The sequence below is a fragment of the Pseudomonas spartinae genome, assembly GCF_965197125.1.
GTDB classification, from domain to species: Bacteria; Pseudomonadota; Gammaproteobacteria; order Pseudomonadales; family Pseudomonadaceae; genus Aquipseudomonas; species Aquipseudomonas composti_A.
In genome coordinates, this window is sequence record NZ_CBDAMB010000001.1 from 663848 (window position 1) to 681044 (window position 17197).

Annotated in this window: 10 protein-coding genes and 1 pseudogene; 6 read left to right on the forward strand and 5 right to left on the reverse strand. The window is 62.1% G+C overall.

What is annotated here, in order from left to right:
• Positions 1-8: 8 nt before the first annotated feature.
• The 4 genes from waaC to glnE form a co-directional block, all read right to left on the reverse strand.
• A complete protein-coding gene (gene waaC / locus ACN8M7_RS03060; RefSeq protein WP_490259728.1) occupies positions 9-1013 on the reverse strand; it encodes a lipopolysaccharide heptosyltransferase I in 1005 nt (334 codons plus the stop codon).
• Position 1014: 1 nt separating this feature from the next.
• The gene (gene waaF, locus ACN8M7_RS03065) at positions 1015-2058 is read right to left on the reverse strand and encodes a lipopolysaccharide heptosyltransferase II (protein ID WP_490259729.1); all 1044 of its coding nucleotides are present in this window, start codon (positions 2056-2058) and stop codon (positions 1015-1017) included.
• Between the two features lie 202 nt (positions 2059-2260).
• On the reverse strand, positions 2261-3184 hold the full coding sequence (locus ACN8M7_RS03070) for a branched-chain amino acid transaminase (RefSeq protein WP_490259730.1): 924 nt from the start codon (positions 3182-3184) through the stop codon (positions 2261-2263).
• 64 nt (positions 3185-3248) lie between these two features.
• Positions 3249-6191, reverse strand: a complete 2943-nt coding sequence (glnE, locus tag ACN8M7_RS03075) for a bifunctional [glutamate--ammonia ligase]-adenylyl-L-tyrosine phosphorylase/[glutamate--ammonia-ligase] adenylyltransferase (protein ID WP_490259731.1) — start codon at positions 6189-6191, stop codon at positions 3249-3251.
• 271 nt (positions 6192-6462) lie between these two features.
• Between glnE and aceE the strand changes: the two genes are divergently transcribed.
• On the forward strand, positions 6463-9108 hold the full coding sequence (aceE, locus tag ACN8M7_RS03080; RefSeq protein WP_490259732.1) for a pyruvate dehydrogenase (acetyl-transferring), homodimeric type: 2646 nt from the start codon (positions 6463-6465) through the stop codon (positions 9106-9108).
• Between the two features lie 11 nt (positions 9109-9119).
• Positions 9120-11087 carry a dihydrolipoyllysine-residue acetyltransferase gene (gene aceF / locus ACN8M7_RS03085; protein WP_490259733.1) on the forward strand — a complete coding sequence of 656 codons (1968 nt, stop codon included), beginning with the start codon at positions 9120-9122 and terminating at the stop codon, positions 11085-11087.
• A 134-nt stretch (positions 11088-11221) separates the two neighbouring features.
• On the opposite strand, the gene ACN8M7_RS03090 is transcribed toward aceF, so the two are convergent.
• Complete coding sequence (locus tag ACN8M7_RS03090; protein WP_061238374.1) at positions 11222-11728, reverse strand: hypothetical protein; 507 nt, start codon at positions 11726-11728, stop codon at positions 11222-11224.
• 166 nt (positions 11729-11894) lie between these two features.
• On the opposite strand from ACN8M7_RS03090, the gene ACN8M7_RS03095 reads away from it, so the two are divergent.
• The 4 genes and pseudogenes from ACN8M7_RS03095 (at position 11895) to ACN8M7_RS03110 (ending at position 17181) form a co-directional block, all read left to right on the forward strand.
• Positions 11895-14615, forward strand: a complete 2721-nt coding sequence (locus tag ACN8M7_RS03095) for a putative bifunctional diguanylate cyclase/phosphodiesterase (RefSeq protein ID WP_490259734.1) — start codon at positions 11895-11897, stop codon at positions 14613-14615.
• Positions 14616-14666: 51 nt separating this feature from the next.
• Positions 14667-15059, forward strand: a pseudogene (gene msrA, locus ACN8M7_RS03100) (peptide-methionine (S)-S-oxide reductase MsrA); the annotation flags it as partial.
• Positions 15060-15216: 157 nt separating this feature from the next.
• Positions 15217-15762 carry a peptide-methionine (S)-S-oxide reductase MsrA gene (gene msrA, locus ACN8M7_RS03105; protein WP_003246627.1) on the forward strand — a complete coding sequence of 182 codons (546 nt, stop codon included), beginning with the start codon at positions 15217-15219 and terminating at the stop codon, positions 15760-15762.
• 432 nt (positions 15763-16194) lie between these two features.
• Positions 16195-17181 (forward strand): AAA family ATPase, encoded by a 987-nt coding sequence (locus tag ACN8M7_RS03110; protein ID WP_003246630.1) that lies wholly within the window; start codon positions 16195-16197, stop codon positions 17179-17181.
• Positions 17182-17197: the final 16 nt, after the last annotated feature.

Below are 17197 nucleotides of genomic sequence, written 5' to 3' on the forward strand. Positions count from 1 at the left end.
GCCGCTCCTTAAAGGGTGCCGGGAGGCGCGAGCAGCAGCGCCTCCAGTTCCAGACCGACGCGCTCGGCGCCCAGGCCATCGAAGCAAGGCTTGTCACGATCCCCGCCGCCAGCCCCCGGACCGCTGGCGCACAGGTGAATCTGGCTACGGCCATAGGCGCCCACCTTGCCGGGCAGGGTCGGGCCGTAAAGGGAAATATTGGGAACGTCCAGCGCTGCGGCCAGATGGCCGAGCCCGGTATCGACGGAAACGCAGGCGCTGGCGCCGGCAATCACCTTGGCCACGCCGGCCAGGTTCAGCTTCGGCAACACGGCGGCATGCCTCAGGCCGGCAGCGATACGCTCGGCACGCGCCTTTTCCGCCTCGTTGCCCCAGGGCAGGCGCACGGCCCAGCCCAGCTCGTCCATGCGCTCGGCCAGGGCACGCCAATCAGCTTCCGGCCAGTGCTTGCTGGCCCAGGTGGTACCGTGCAGAAACACCAGGTAGGGCGGCGCCGCAGTATCCATCATCGCCGCGCGGTTCAGCCCGTAATCGGCGGTGCCAGACGGCAGCGGATAGCCCAGCGCCTTGGCGAACAGCTGGCGCACGCGCTCCAGGGCATGCTGATCCTTGGCGACCGCATAACGCCGAGCATAGAAGCGGCTGGCCAGCGGTTCGCGCGCCGAGTCGCGATCCAGCCCGGCCACCGGCGCCTGCACATAACGCGTCAGCCAGGCACTTTTGAGCAGACCCTGAGCGTCGATCACCAGGTCGTAGCGGGTCTCGCGCAGTCGCTGCTTGAAGCGCGCCCACTCGCCACTGCGCCAGGTGCGCAGCGGATGCTTGCGCCAGCGACGAATGGCCACGGGAATCACCTGGGAAACCGCCGGGTGCCAGGCCGGAATCTCGGCGAAACCTTCCTCGACCACCCAGTCGAAACGGATGCCAGGAATCGCACGGGCTGCATCGGTCAATGCCGGCAGGGTATGCACCACGTCGCCGAGCGACGAGGTCTTGATGATCAGCACCCGCAAATCAGTCGCCCTCGACCAGGGTCAAGGCTTCGCCGACCAGCCGATCCAGCGCCTCGATCACCGGACGCGGTTTGAGCTCGCGCAGGCAGTTGTAGTGACCGTAACGGCAGGTACGCTCGAAGCATGGGCTGCACTCCAGCCCCAGGCGGACGATCTCGACACGATCGGCCAAAGGCGGGGTGAACTGCGGCGAGGTGGAGCCATAGACCGCCACCAGCGGACGGTTCAGGGCGGCAGCGACGTGCATCAGCCCGGAGTCGTTGGACACCACGGCAGTGGCCGCCGACATCAGGTCGATGGCCTCGGCCAGGCTGGTCTGCCCGGAAAGATTGCTGACTTCCTCGCGCAGGCCCGGAATCAGACGCAGGCGAATATCTTCGCCACCGGCATGGTCGTTCTTCGATCCGAACAACCAGACCTGCCAGCCTTCACGAATCTTGGCCTCGGCCACCTTGGCGTAGTGCTCGGCGGGCCAGCGCTTGGCCTCGCCGAACTCGGCGCCCGGACACAGCGCCAGCACCGGCCGGTCCAGTTGCAGGCCGAACTTGGCCAGCGCGGCGTCGCGACTGGACTCATCGATCTGCAGACGCGGCTGCGGGTAAGGCTGGGTCAGCAGCGTATCGGGCTCATAGGCCAACGCCATGAAACGCTCGATCATCAGCGGATAGCGGTCTTTATCCAGCGTGCGGATATCGTTGAGCAGGCCATAGCGCATCTCGCCCTTCCAGCCAGTGCGCTTGGGAATACCGGCGAACCAGGGCACCAGCGCGGATTTGAGCGAGTTGGGCAGCAGGATCGCCTGATCGTACTGACCGGCCAGCGACTTGCCGATACGCCGACGGCCGGCCAGATCGAGCACGCCATGCCCCAGCGGCAGGCTCAGCGCGGCGCGCACTTCGGGCATGCGCTCGAGGATCGGCCGGCTCCAGTCCGGTGCCAGCACGTCGATCTCGCACGCGGGGTGGCGCTGCTTCAGGCACTGGAACAGCGTCTGCGCCATCACCATGTCGCCCACCCAGCTAGGGCCGATGATCAGTATTTTCATGCCTTTTCCAAAAACAACCGGGGAGGCTCAGAGCCCACCTGCAATCAGCTGCGCGTCGGTCATGCGTCGTTGCAAAAGGGCCTTGGGCGTTCATTTACCGCAGTAAACTCACGCCCTCCCCCTGTCGCGCCTAGCCTGACTCTAGCTCGCAAGATTGCCGACAGACTCCTGAAGCCTCCCCGTCGGGCCTTCGAGGAATCGCTTATTTGACCAGCGTACGCCATTCGGCGTGGCCGCTGGTCTTGCCGGTAACGAGGTCGAAGTAGGCCTTCTGCAGCTTCTCGGTGACCGGACCACGGCGGCCGGCACCGATCTTGCGCCCGTCGACTTCGCGGATCGGCGTAACTTCGGCAGCGGTGCCGGTGAAGAAGGCCTCGTCGGCGATATACACCTCGTCGCGCGTGATGCGCTTCTCCACCACCTTGATGCCGTGCTCGTCGGCCAGGGTGAGGATGGTGCTGCGAGTGATGCCGTTGAGGCAGGAGGTCACTTCCGGGGTGTACACCACACCGTCCTTGACCAGGAAGATGTTCTCGCCCGAACCCTCGGCTACGTAGCCTTCCGGATCCAGCAGCATGGCTTCGTCGGCGCCACCGGAGATGGCTTCCTGCAGGGCCAGCATCGAGTTGATGTAGTTGCCGTTGGCCTTGGCACGAGTCATGGCGATGTTGACGTGGTGGCGCGTGTAGGAGCTGGTGCGCACCTTGATGCCGGCCTCCAGCGCTTCTTCGCCCATGTAGGCGCCCCAGTGCCAGGCGGCAACGATCACGTGCACCTTCAGGCCAGCGGCGCGCAGGCCCATGCCCTCGCTGCCGAAGAACACCATCGGGCGCAGGTACGCGCTTTCCAGGCCGTTCTCACGCACCGCAGCGCGCTGGGCTTCGTTGATCTCTTCCTTGGTGAAAGGGATCTGCATGTTGAAGATGTGCGCGGAATCGAAAAGACGGTCGGTGTGCGCCTGCAGGCGGAAGATCGCGGTGCCGTCCGGGGTGTTGTAGGCACGTACGCCCTCGAACACGCCCATGCCGTAGTGCAGGGTATGGGTCAGCACATGGGTGTTGGCTTCGCGCCACGGCACCAGTTTGCCGTCGTACCAGATCACGCCATCACGGTCGGACATCGACATCTTGCCTGCTCCTCAAATTCGCTTCACGGTTCGAACAATTAGGTGGGGCCGCAGCCCCTGCCATTCAACTCAGCCCCAGCTGACGCCACAGGCGCATCACGGCGCGACGCTCATCCTGGAACTGATCGCCCGGCACCACACCGGGCTGCTTCTGCAGCGCCTGGCGATGAGCAGCCGAGCGATAGATCTTGTAGACCTCGCGCAGCAATGCGGCATCCTCGGCGCCCATCAATCCGACCCGCTCCAGACCCTCCAGAATGCGGATGTTATCGGTGAACTCGAGTAGCTGCGGGTGTTGCCACGACCAGGCCAGAGCCGCGTATTGCACCATAAATTCGATATCGACGATACCACCGGCATCCTGCTTCAGATCGAAGGAGGACGTGGCCTCGAAGGCATTCGGCGCCGTCCCGGCCGCGGTATTTTTGTTGCCAAGGTTGTCGCGCATCTTCGCGCGCATCTCGCTGACCTCGACCCGCAGCGCCTCGACATCACGCTGACGCCCCAGCACCTCGGCCCGTACGCGAGCGAATTCGCCGGCCAGACGCGAACATCCCACCAGCACCCGCGCCCGCACCAGCGCCTGGTGCTCCCAGGTCCAGGCCTCGGTTTCCTGATAGCGCTGAAAAGCGCCCAGCGAACTGACCAGCAGCCCGGCTGCGCCAGAAGGTCGCAGGCGCATGTCCACCTCATAGAGCGCGCCGGAGGTGGTCTGGGTGGTCAGCAGATGAATGATGCGCTGCCCCAGGCGGGTGAAGAACTGCGCACCATCGATGGATTTGGCACCATCGGTCTCAGCCTGCGGGTCGCCGTCGTGGATGAACACCAGATCCAGGTCCGAGCCATGGCCAAACTCCAGACCGCCGACCTTGCCGTAGCCGACAATGATGAAGTCCGGATCACAGGGCGTACCGTCGGCACGATACGGCCGACCATGACGCTGCACCGTGTGCTGCCAGGCCAGGGCCAGCACCTGATCGAGAATCGCCTCGGCCAGCCAGGTCAGGTAGTCCGACACTTTCATCAACGGCAGCGTACCGGCGATCTCCGAGGCTGCCACGCGCAGGCTGTGCGCCAGCTTGAAGTGGCGCAGCGCCTCCATCTGCTGCTCCAGGTCGTCCTCGGGGATGCGGATCAGCCGCTCACGCAGCTCGGCCGCCAGCTCCGGCGCCAGCGGCGGCGAATACAGGCGTCCTTCGTTGAGCAACTCGTCGAGCAACAGCGGGTAACGAGCGATCTGCTCGGCAATCCACGGGCTGGCTGCGCAGAGGCTGATCAACCGCTCCAGCGCACCGGGGTTCTCGGTCAACAGCACCAGGTAGGCCGAGCGCCGGGCCACCTTTTCCACCAGAGGCAGCACCCGCTCCAGCACCAGGTCCGGGGCATCATGCTCCACCGCCTGCACCAACAGACGCGGAATAAAGGCATCCAGTCGCTCGCGCCCCAGACGCTGCATGGCGCGGACCTGCGGACCGTTACGCAGATCGGCCAGGCGCCGACAAGCGGCGACAGCATCGACGAAACCGCTTTCCAGCAGTTGCTGCGCAGCCGCCTCTTCATCCAGCGCCCCCTGCCACAAAGGCAGCCACTCGGCGCCGACACTGGCCTCGCCAGCATCCGACTCATCCTCATCAGGATCGGCGATCACCTGCTGGAAATGCCATTCGATGCGCCCGCGCCAGTGCATGAGGCGCTCATGAAAACTCGCCCAGTCAGCAAAACCCATGATTGCCGCCACGCGCGCCTGATCTTGCGCATCGGCCGGCAGCATCTGCGTCTGCCGATCACCAATGCCCTGCAAGGCGTGCTCGGTGTAGCGCAGGAACTCGTAGCCTTCCTTCATTTCGGTGACCACTGCTGGCGGCAGGTAGCCCTGCCCCTCCAGCGTACCCAGCACCTTGAGCAACGGCCGCTGCTGCAGACTGAGATCACGCCCGCCGTGAATCAGCTGGAAGGCCTGGGCGATGAACTCGATCTCACGAATACCGCCGGCACCCAGCTTGATGTTTTCGCTCATGCCCTTGCGCCGCACTTCCTGCTGGATCAGCAGTTTCATCGCGCGCAACGCCTCGATGGCGGAAAAATCCAGATAGCGGCGATAGACGAAAGGTCGCAGCATCTCCAGCAACTCGGCACCTGCTGCCTGGTCGCCACCAACCACACGCGCCTTGATCATCGCGTAGCGCTCCCAGTCGCGGCCCTGATCCTGGTAGTACTGCTCCAGCGCATTGAAGCTGAACACCAGCGCACCGCTGGAACCATAGGGCCGCAGGCGCATGTCGGTGCGGAACACGAAGCCGTCGACAGTGATCGCATCCAGCGCCTTGATCAGCCTCTGCCCCAGGCGAATGAAGAACTCCTGATTGTCCAGCGGGCGCTTCACCCCTTCGGTCTCGCCGCCCTCCGGGTAACCGAAGATCAGGTCGATGTCCGAGGACAGATTCAGCTCATGCGCGCCGAGCTTGCCCATACCGAGGATGACCATATGCTGCGGCTGACCGCTGCGCCGGCCCACCGGCGTACCGAACTGCGTGCAGTGCCGCGGATACAGCCAGTGATAGGCCAGGTCGATACAGGCATCGGCAAGATCGGACAGGTCGCGACAGGTTTCACCGAGCGCCGCCTGGCGGCTGAAGTCGCGCCAGATGATGCGCAGCTGCTGACGATTGCGAAAACGCCGCAGACTACGCCCCAGCGCGTCCTCATCAGCGCATTCGGCCAACTGAGCCTCCAACTGCTGACGCAACTCGCCAGGCGCCAGGCTGCGCTCCAGCTCACCGGACTCCGCCAGCGCGACGAACATCTGCGGATCGCGCTGAGCCTGCTCGGCGACGAAGTCGCTCAGGGCCGAGACCTGCCGCCATGCATCGTGCCGCTCGCGGGGCCAGGCAGCGACACGCTGAGCCAGCGTCTCATGCTCGGCCAAGGCGCTTTGCAACGACGTTTCGGCGCGCTCGGCCAGGGATACGAGGGAGGGGGGCAACTCGACCAGCAACGGCAGGCTCATGGTCTATCCTTTTGGCGGACTGCCGGACGCACGGTGCAATCGCCCGCAGCCCCGCTCCAGCGGGGCACGCGCGGCCGGCGGTGCCGCGGATTGTAGTTTTACTACGAAAGAATTGTATCCAGAGGGCTGAATCCGCCGTCGAAATGTAGTAAAACTACATACGGCCGGTCCTACCCCCGGTAAATCCAAGAATTTCAACTCGCCCGCCCAAAAAGCCGGTGAGACCCAACTGGCCTCCGATTCTGGAAGCCTTTCCGCCCTGGAGCAAGCCATGCAAGACCTCGATCCGATCGAAACCCAGGAATGGCTGGACGCCCTTGAATCCGTCCTCGACCGTGAGGGTGAAGACCGTGCCCATTACCTGATGACCCGTCTGGGCGAGCTGGCCACCCGTAGCGGTGCGCAACTGCCCTACGCGATCACCACGCCTTACCGCAACAGCATCCCGGTTACCCATGAAGCTCGCATGCCCGGCGACCTGTTCATGGAACGCCGCATCCGCTCGCTGGTGCGCTGGAACGCCCTGGCCATGGTGATGCGCACCAACCTGGACGACCCGGACCTGGGCGGCCACATCTCCAGCTTCGCCTCTTCCGCGACGCTGTACGACATCGGCTTCAACTACTTCTTCCAGGCCCCGACCGACGAACACGGCGGCGACCTGGTGTTCTATCAGGGCCACGCCAGCCCTGGGGTCTACGCCCGCGCCTTCATGGAAGGTCGCATCGCTGAAGACCAGATGAAGAACTTCCGCCGCGAAGTGGATGGCAAAGGTCTGTCGTCTTACCCGCACCCCTGGCTGATGCCGGACTTCTGGCAGTTCCCCACCGTTTCCATGGGTCTGGGCCCGATCCAGGCGATCTACCAAGCGCGCTTCATGAAGTACCTGGAAGCACGCGGCTTCATCCCGGCCGGCAAGCAGAAGGTCTGGTGCTTCATGGGCGACGGCGAGTGCGACGAGCCGGAATCCCTCGGCGCCATCTCCCTGGCCGGCCGCGAGAAGCTGGACAACCTGATCTTCGTCATCAACTGCAACCTGCAGCGCCTCGACGGCCCGGTCCGCGGTAACGGCAAGATCATCCAGGAACTCGAAGGCGTGTTCCGCGGTGCCCAGTGGAACGTCAACAAGGTGGTCTGGGGTCGCTTCTGGGATCCGCTGTTCGCCAAGGACAAGGACGGTGCCCTGCAGCGCCGCATGGACGAAGTGGTCGACGGTGAATACCAGAACTACAAGGCCAAAGACGGCGCCTACGTACGCCAGCACTTCTTCAACAGCCCCGAGCTGCAGGAGATGGTCAAGGACCTCTCCGACGACGAGATCTGGAAGCTCAACCGTGGTGGCCACGACCCGTACAAGGTCTACGCGGCCTACCATCAGGCCGTGAACCACAGCGGCCAGCCGACCGTGATCCTGGCCAAGACCATCAAGGGCTACGGTACCGGCGCCGGTGAAGCGAAGAACACCGCGCACAACACCAAGAAGGTCGATGTCGACAGCTTGCGTCAGTTCCGCGACCGCTTCGACATCCCGGTCAAGGACGAAGACCTGGAAAACCTGCCGTTCGTGCGTCCGGAGCCGGGCAGCCCCGAGTACAAGTACCTGCACGAGCGCCGCAACGCGCTGGGCGGTTTCGTCCCGCAGCGTCGCCAGCAGAGCTTCAGCATCCCGACGCCGCCGCTGGACACCCTCAAGGCTATCCTCGATGGCTCGGGCGACCGCGAAATTTCCACCACCATGGCTTTCGTGCGCATCCTCGCGCAACTGGTCAAGGACAAGGAACTCGGCCAGCGCATCGTCCCGATCATCCCGGACGAAGCCCGTACCTTCGGTATGGAAGGCATGTTCCGTCAGCTCGGCATCTACTCCTCGGTCGGCCAGCTGTACGAGCCGGTCGATAAAGACCAGGTGATGTTCTACAAAGAGGACAAGAAAGGTCAGATCCTCGAGGAAGGCATCAACGAAGCCGGCGCCATGAGCTCCTTCATCGCGGCGGGCACTTCGTATTCCTGCCACAACCAGCCGATGCTGCCGTTCTACATCTTCTACTCGATGTTCGGCTTCCAGCGTATCGGTGACCTGGCCTGGGCCGCTGGCGACAGCCGCACCCGTGGCTTCCTGATTGGCGGTACCGCCGGTCGTACCACCTTGAACGGTGAAGGTCTGCAGCACGAAGACGGTCACAGCCACATGCTGGCAGCGACCATCCCCAACTGCCGCACCTACGACCCGACCTACGGCTACGAGCTCGCCGTGATCATCCGCGAAGGCATTCGCCAGATGACCGAAGAGCAGCAGGACATCTTCTACTACATCACCGTGATGAACGAGTCGTACCAGCAGCCCGCCATGCCGCAGGGCGTGGAAGACGGCATCATCAAGGGCATGTACCTGCTCGAGGAAGACAAGAAGGAAGCCGCGCACCACGTGCAACTGCTGGGTTCCGGCACCATCCTGCGTGAAGTCGTCGAGGCGGCGAAGATCCTGCGCGACGAGTTCAACATCGGCGCCGATGTATGGAGCGTCACCAGCTTCAACGAACTGCGTCGCGACGGCCTGGCCGTGGAGCGCAGCAACCGCCTGCACCCGGGCCAGAAGCCCAAGAAGACCTACATCGAGCAGTGTCTGAACGGTCGCAAGGGTCCGGTCATCGCCTCCACCGACTACATGAAGCTGTTCGCCGAACAGGTTCGTCAGTGGGTTCCGAGCAAGGAATACAAGGCCCTGGGCACCGACGGCTTCGGCCGCAGCGACAGCCGCAAGCAACTGCGTCACTTCTTCGAAGTGGATCGCAACTGGGTCGTGCTGGCCGCTCTGGAAGCCCTGGTCGACCGTGGCGAGATCGAAGCCAAGGTGCTGGCTGACGCCATCGCCAAGTTCGGCATCGACGCCGACAAAGCCAACCCCCTGGACTGCTAAGGAGCGTAGCGATGAGTGAGTTGATTCGCGTACCCGACCTCGGCGGTGAAGGCGAGGTCATTGAACTGCTGGTGAAGGTCGGCGACCGTATCGAAGCCGACCAGAGCGTACTGACCCTGGAGTCCGACAAGGCCTCCATGGAAGTGCCCTCGCCCAAGGCCGGCGTGGTCAAGGAACTGAAGGTCAAGATCGGTGACCGCCTGAAGGAAGGCGACGAGTTGCTGGTGCTGGAAGTCGAAGGAGCCGCAGACGCGGCGCCTGCGCCGAAAGCCGAAGCAGCGCCAGCCGAAGCGCCGAAAGCGGCCGCTCCGGCAGCCGCGCCCGCTGCCAGCAGCAGCGTGCAGGACGTGCACGTGCCGGATATCGGCACCGACGGCAAGGTCAAGGTCATCGAAGTCATGGTCAAGGCCGGCGACCGCATCGAAGCCGACCAGTCGCTGATCACCCTGGAGTCCGACAAGGCCTCCATGGAAATCCCCGCGCCGGCTGCCGGCGTGGTGGAGTCGGTACAGGTCAAGCTGGACGATGAAATCGGCACCGGCGACCTGATCCTCAAGCTGAAAGTCGAAGGGGCCGCACCAGCGGCCGCTCCGGCTCAAGCGGCCGCAGCGAAGGCCGAAGCTGCTCCCGCGGCTGCCCCGGCACCGGCCGCCGCGTCTAGCGGTAGCAGCGTGCAGGACGTCAACGTGCCGGACATCGGTACCGACGGCAAGGTCAAGGTCATCGAAGTCATGGTCAAGGCCGGTGACAGCATCGAAGCCGACCAGTCACTGATCACCCTGGAGTCCGACAAGGCCTCCATGGAAATCCCCTCACCGGCTGCCGGCGTGGTGGAGTCGGTGCAGGTCAAGCTGGACGATGAAATCGGCACTGGCGACCTGATCCTCAAGCTCAAGGTAGCGGGCGCAGCCCCGGCCGCCGCGCCGGCGCAAACCAGCCAGCAAGTGCATCGCGTGCCGGAAGGTGCGGCACCGGAAGTGGCCGCCGAAGTGCGCGCCATCGCCTCGCTGTCGGCTGCTGCCGCCGAAGTCGCCAACGCGCCCAAGCGCGATGGCGCCAAGGTGCATGCCGGCCCGGCCGTGCGTCAGCTGGCTCGCGATTTCGGCGTGGAACTGGCGGACATCGCCGGCACCGGTCCGAAAGGTCGCATCCTCAAGGAAGACGTGCAGGTTCACGTCAAGGCGATGATGCAGAAGGCCAAGGCCGCACCGCAGGCGACTGCCGCAGCCGCCACCGGCGGTGCCGGTATCCCGCCGATCCCGACCGTGGACTTCAGCAAGTTCGGTGAAATCGAAGAAGTGGCGATGACCCGCCTGATGCAGGTCGGCGCTGCCAACCTGCACCGCAGCTGGCTCAACGTGCCGCACGTAACCCAGTTCGACTCGGCCGACATCACCGACCTGGAAGCCTTCCGCGTCGCGCAGAAGGCCGTGGCCGAGAAAGCCGGCGTCAAGCTGACCGTGCTGCCGCTGCTGCTCAAGGCCTGCGCCCACCTGCTCAAGGAGCTGCCGGACTTCAACAGTTCGCTGGCCCCGAGCGGCAAAGCGATCATCCGCAAGAAGTACGTGCATATCGGCTTCGCCGTCGATACGCCGGACGGCCTGCTGGTGCCGGTGATCAAGAACGTCGATCAGAAGAGCCTGCTGCAGCTTGCGGCTGAGGCCGCTGCCCTGGCGGAAAAAGCGCGCTCCAAGAAGCTCTCGGCTGACGACATGCAGGGCGCCTGCTTCACCATCTCCAGCCTCGGTCACATTGGCGGTACCGGCTTCACGCCGATCGTCAACGCGCCGGAAGTGGCGATCCTCGGTGTCAGCAAGGCCACCATTCAGCCGGTCTGGGATGGCAAGGCCTTCCAGCCCAAGCTAATGCTGCCGCTGTCGCTGTCCTACGACCACCGCGTGATCAACGGCGCTGCCGCCGCTCGCTTCACTCAGCGTCTGTCGCAGCTGCTGGCCGATATCCGCACCATCCTGCTGTAAATCGTTTCGAGCACGCCACGCTCGCATCCTCAACCCCGTCTGCTTAGGCGGGGTTTTTTTTGCCTGTTTCTTGCCAGTCGAAACGCGGACGACCGCAGCGGCGCGGGGAATGGCCGCTGGCTAGGTGCTCCGCTTCAGCCCTTCTGCACGTTGCGAATCAGAAAGCTCAGCGCCTTGGCCAGCTCGCCGGCACCCTGGTGATCACGCAGAATGCTCAGCAGCGGGCTGCCGTCGGCCGGGTTGAACAGCACGCAACGGATACCGCCGGTCGGACATTCGTAGCGGATGAACGGATCGATACCAAATACCGCGACCCGCTGATTACGTACCGCAATGGCTGTACCTTGCGCGCCCCTGGTCTCCTCGCGCAGGACGAGCTCGCCCGCACCACCGACACTGAAGTGGTACAACAGGTCCTGCCGCTGCGCCTGGCCTACCTGGTAACCGGCGCGCAGGGCGTAGGTTTCCAGCAATGCGTTGCTGTGCGCGAGCAACGCCTGACGCTCGTTGTCGGTCAGATAAAGACGCTTTAGTCCATCCAGATACGCTGCCTGTTCGGCGCCCTGCAACGCGGCCTTGTCGTCGGCACTGGCCAACGCGGGTAATGCCGCGCACAGTGCGCCGCCCAACAGCATGGCCATCAGTTTTCTTGTCAGTCTCGCTTGCATGATGCACCCTTGCCGAACGCTATAGTGAAGTAGGCCTGAGCCCTAGCCTCCGTCCAAGCCGATGCGCCATCTGGCTGCAGCGGCCCTGTACCGAGAACGGATGCCTCGCCTGGTCAGCATACTGGAAGCCCAACGCCCAATGAAAAGCCATCCCGATGCCGGCACCCGCTCGGCAGCCGAGGTTGTGACGCAGTTGCCAGTGCCTTCGCGGCTCGGCATGTTGCGTTTCGAGCGCTTGAACGAACCAAGCTGGGCCCTGCTTTTTCTCGATCCTACCTGCGAGCGCAAGCTCGGCATCAGCGCCGCGGACCTGTGCGCATTGGTGGACGCGCCTTACGCCAGCCTGATGGAGCCCGAGGTACGCTATCGCCTGCACGATGCCATCCAGCAACAACTGCTACAGGGGCCGCACTACCTGGTGCGTTACACCCTGCATACGCCTCAGGGCCCGCTGAATCTGCTCGAGCTCGGCGAGCCATTCAAACAGCGCAACCGGCAATTGCTGCGTGGCTATCTGCTGATCACCGACGAAAGCCTCGATGGCTACGCCCCGGATGAGCGAGAGCTGCAGACACAGAACCAGAACCTGCGCAGCTCGCTGCAGCACTATCAGCGCACTCAGGACGACCACCTGAAGCACCTGGCGCGCTCGCATACCCAGCAGCAACTGATCATGCGCCTGGCGCGCCAGCGTTATGTTTCCAGCGATCCGCGCCAGGAGGCTGCCGAACTCATCACCCAGGCCGCCTGCGAGGTCTATGGCATCGCTCGTGCCGGGATCTGGAGCCTGCGCAGCAACACCCTCGAGTCCGTGGCGCTGTACCGTCGCGACCTGGGCCGGCACGAACAGCAGGCCCCGACCGACGCCAGGAGTTTTCCGCACTACCTGCAGGCCCTGCAAAGCGACCGCGCGATCGACGCCCACGACGCCCAGCACGACCGCCGCACTCGCGAGCTGGCTCCCAGTTATCTGACGCCGCAGGGGATCACCTCGACGCTGGATGCCAGCATCCGCATCGAAGGCGAAGTGGTCGGCGTGCTCTGCCTCGAACACATCGGCCCCAAGCGCTTCTGGCAGGCCGACGAGATCGCGTTCGCCGGCGAACTGGCCGACCAGTTCGCCCAGGTGCTGATCAACCAGGAGAAGCGCACTGCCACTCACGCCCTGTACCTGTTCCAGCGCGCTGTCGAGCAGAGCGCCAGTGCCTTCCTGCTGGTCGACCGCGACGGCAGGGTCGAGTACGTCAACCCCAGCTTCACCGCCATCACCCTGTACAGCAGCGACGAGGTCTGCGGCCATCGCCTGTCCGAACTGCCTGCGCTGGACAATCTCAGTGACCTGCTCTTCGATACCGACTCAAGCCTGGCCGAGCACAGCAGCTGGCAGGGCGAGTTTCGCAGTCGGCGCAAGAATCAGGAGCCCTACTGGGGCCACCTGTCGATCTCCAAGGTGTACGGCGACGACGGCGAGCTGACTCACTACATCGGCATCTACGAAGACATCACCGAGGCCAAGCTGGCGCAGCAACGCATCGAACGCCTGGCCTACACCGACAACCTGACCAACCTGGGCAATCGCCCGTCGTTCATCCGCAGCCTGGAAGAGCGCTTCGCCCGCAATGTTCAGGCGCTGGGCTTGCTGCTGGTGGACATCGACAACTTCAAGCGGATCAACGACAGCCTCGGCCACCAGACCGGCGACAAGCTGCTCTCGGCGCTGGCAAGGCGCCTGCGCAACAGCCTGGGCGCCAAGGGCACCCTGGCACGCTTCGCCAGCAACGAATTCGCCATCCTGCTCGACGGCTGCGATCAGGACAGCGGCCTGCACGTCGCCCACCAGGTGCTGCAGACGCTGGACAAGCCGCTGTTCGTCGACAACCAGCTGATCAGCATCACCGGCTCGGTGGGCCTGGCCATCGCCCCGGAGCACGGTGACGACCCGCAAACCCTGATGAAGCACGCCGGTCTCGCCCTGCACAAGGCCAAGGCCAACGGCAAGCATCAGGTGCAACTGTTCACCGAAGCCCTCAACGCCGAGGCCAACTACAAGCTGTTCGTCGAGAACAACCTGCGCCGCGCCCTGACCCAGAACGAACTGGAAGTCTTCTACCAACCCAAGCTATGTCTCAAGAGCGGGCAACTGCTGGGCATGGAGGCGCTGCTGCGCTGGCAGCATCCGGAAAAAGGCATGATCAGCCCGGACCAGTTCATCGGCGTTGCCGAGGAAACCGGCCTGATCATCCCCATCGGCAAATGGGTGGTGCGTCAGGCCTGCCGCATGAGCAAGCAGATCGCCGCCATCGGCCTGGGCAATCTGCAGGTGGCGATCAACCTGTCGCCCAAGCAGTTCTCCGACCCGGACCTGGTCGGCTCGATTGCCGCCATCCTGCATGAGGAACAGCTCGACCCCAGGCTGCTGGAGCTGGAACTGACCGAAAGCCTGCTGCTGGAGGCCACCGACGACACCCGCCACCAACTCGGTCGCCTGAAAAGCCTGGGCCTGACCCTGGCCATGGACGATTTCGGCACGGGCTATTCGTCGCTCAGCTACCTGAAGAAATTCCCCATCGACGTGATCAAGATAGATCGCAGCTTCATCAAGGACATCCCCGACAACCAGGACGACATGGAGATCACCTCTGCCGTGATCGCCATGGCCCACAATCTCAAGCTCAAGGTCGTGGCCGAAGGTATCGAGACCGGCGCTCAGCTCGGTTTCCTGCGCCGCCAGCTATGCGACGTCGGCCAGGGTTACCTGTTCGACAGACCGATTCCCGGTCGCGAGCTGATCGACAGTCTGCGCCGCTACCCCTGCCGGCCGCACACCGAGAGCAGTCGCCAGACCGACCAACGGACGTAATACGCCACACTGCGCGTAGTCCACCAGTTAGCCATTTTCGAGGAGACCGCCATGGTTCTGCGTTCCCAGATTCTCGTCAACAAGGATGCCCTGCCGACGGCCGAACAGGCACTACCGGGCCGCGCCGAGCCGCTGCCGGTGACCGACACTCACTACATCAACGGCAACCCGATCAAACCGCCCTTCCCCGCTGGCCTGCAGCAGGCGGTGTTCGGCCTGGGCTGCTTCTGGGGCGCAGAGCGCCGCTTCTGGCAGCAACCCGGCGTGTTCAGCACCGCGGTCGGCTATGCCGGCGGCCTCACGCCCAACCCCACCTACGAGGAAGTCTGCTCCGGCCTGACCGGGCACAGCGAAGTGGTGCTGGTGGTGTTCGACCCGCAGCAGACCAGCTTCGAAGCACTGCTCAAGGTGTTCTGGGAAGTGCACAACCCGACCCAGGGATTAGGAGGACCGTCAAGAGTAAATCTATGCTAGGAATCCTATTGCTAGCGCGCCTCAGCATAGCTATAGCCCAGCCAGGCGATCTACGTGACAGCAGAGCAGCCATACTGCACCCATATCGGCAGCACCCCAGCCCCCTGAATTTTATACAGAGACCCGTATGAAAACCGAAAAAATAGTACTGGCAGGCGGTTGCTTTTGGTGTCTTGAACCAGTCTTCAAGAGAATCAAGGGCGTTCAGTCTGTGAAATGTGGCTACACGGGGGGAACCCTCAACGCACCAACATATGATGATATATGCACTGGCAAAACAGGCCATGCCGAAGCAATAAAGATTGAATTTGATAGTAGCAAAATCAGCCTATCCGAATTGCTTGAGATTTTCTTTGCAATACATGACCCAACCACTCTAAATAGGCAAGGTGCAGATATTGGAACCCAATATCGATCTGCCATATTTTATGATAGCGACGAACAGCTAGTAACCGCGAAAACCGCAATACTAGAAACTGAAAAAAATGGCCTTTGGAAAAACCCAACGGCAACCACCTTAGAGAGGTTAACTGAATTCTTCGAAGCCGAGGAATACCACCAAGACTTCTTCACAAAGAACCCAAGCAATAGATACTGCCAGATATCAATAGCACCAAAGCTCGCAAAGCTGGAAACTATATTCAAAAACCAAAAAGCAACTGGGCGCGAATAGTGCCCAATGTAAAACCGAGTCCAACCATCACGACCGCCCGCCCCGATGGGCGAGGAGGTGGCGGATGATGAAGAAGCTGCGTAAGCATCAGACTCCAGCTGCCTAGCAGGCTTTGAGGCCTGCAGGCCCATTGCCTCACTCTTGGGTAGCATTGGCGATTGGGCGCTAGGCGGCATGATGCTCTGCCGCTCGGCGGAATTTCGAAGGCTAGTTATTTAAAGTTTTTAGAACGTGAGTTAGGCTACACTGCCATATCAGCCGCACTGCTCCAAACTTTTAATCTCAAGTGTGTTTAGCTATTTAATGAGGAATGGAGTCCTTGACCATGAAGATCAAAATGCGAAACAATTTATTGCAAGTTATGTAGCCGCAACTGGGTTTATCAATACCTACATATAATATAAAATAGCGGTAACTCAGAGGGTGGCGACTATGGCCAATGGGAAAATTCTTCGCCAGTTGTTCAAAGCGGGCACTGCAGGTGATACCGATGCGTTTCGCCTTGCCTCTAAAGCTGTTATCGAGGAAGAGCGGCAGAAACAACACCATCTTCTCGCTAATGATCTAGAGCAAATCCTCTACGGCAGCGACTTGAACTTCAAAGCATCTAGTAGCACATCACGCACTCACTATGATGTTCCCGTAGATAAAGAGCGCGGTTTACCGCTGCTTGACATAAGGTCACCTAAGCGCTCCCTTGATGAAGTGATTCTCCCTCCCAGCAGCTCTGCTGCACTAGAGGAGATACTCGAAGAGAACCGTCGTGCTGATGTGCTCCGCAGCTACGGTATGAAGCCCGCGGGCAAGGTGATTTTCTTCGGCCCACCGGGCTGCGGAAAGACACTGGCAGCCGAGGTAGTAGCGTTCGAACTTGATCGACCTTTGGCAATTGTCCGATTGGATGCGCTGGTTTCGTCTTTCCTTGGTGAAACGGCTGCCAACCTTCGCAAGGTCTTCGATTTTATTGCCCAGCATCCGTTTGTTGTTCTATTCGATGAGTTCGATGCAATCGGTAAAGAGCGCGGCGATAGTGGCGACCATGGTGAGCTGCGACGTGTAGTAAACGCAGTGCTTCAGATGATGGACTCATACGAAGGTCGCAGTTTGATCTTGGCTGCTACTAACCATGAGAAGATTCTGGACACTGCCATTTGGCGACGATTTGATGAATCCATCGAATTTCCGCTCCCGGATGAGAAGCAACTGAAAGATATTTTGTCACTGAAGCTGAGAGGAATCCGGCGTCAATTTGAGATTGACGACAAGGAAGTATTGACGGAGTTTAAGGGCAAGAGCGGAGCTGATGTTGAGCGAGTTATACGTCGCGCCGCGAAGCGGATGATCCTGCGGGAGCAAGAGTTTCTGACCCTCAAAGAGCTGAAAAGCGCACTTGCAAGAGAAGATCTCAGGAAGTCCTGAATCATAACAATTCAAG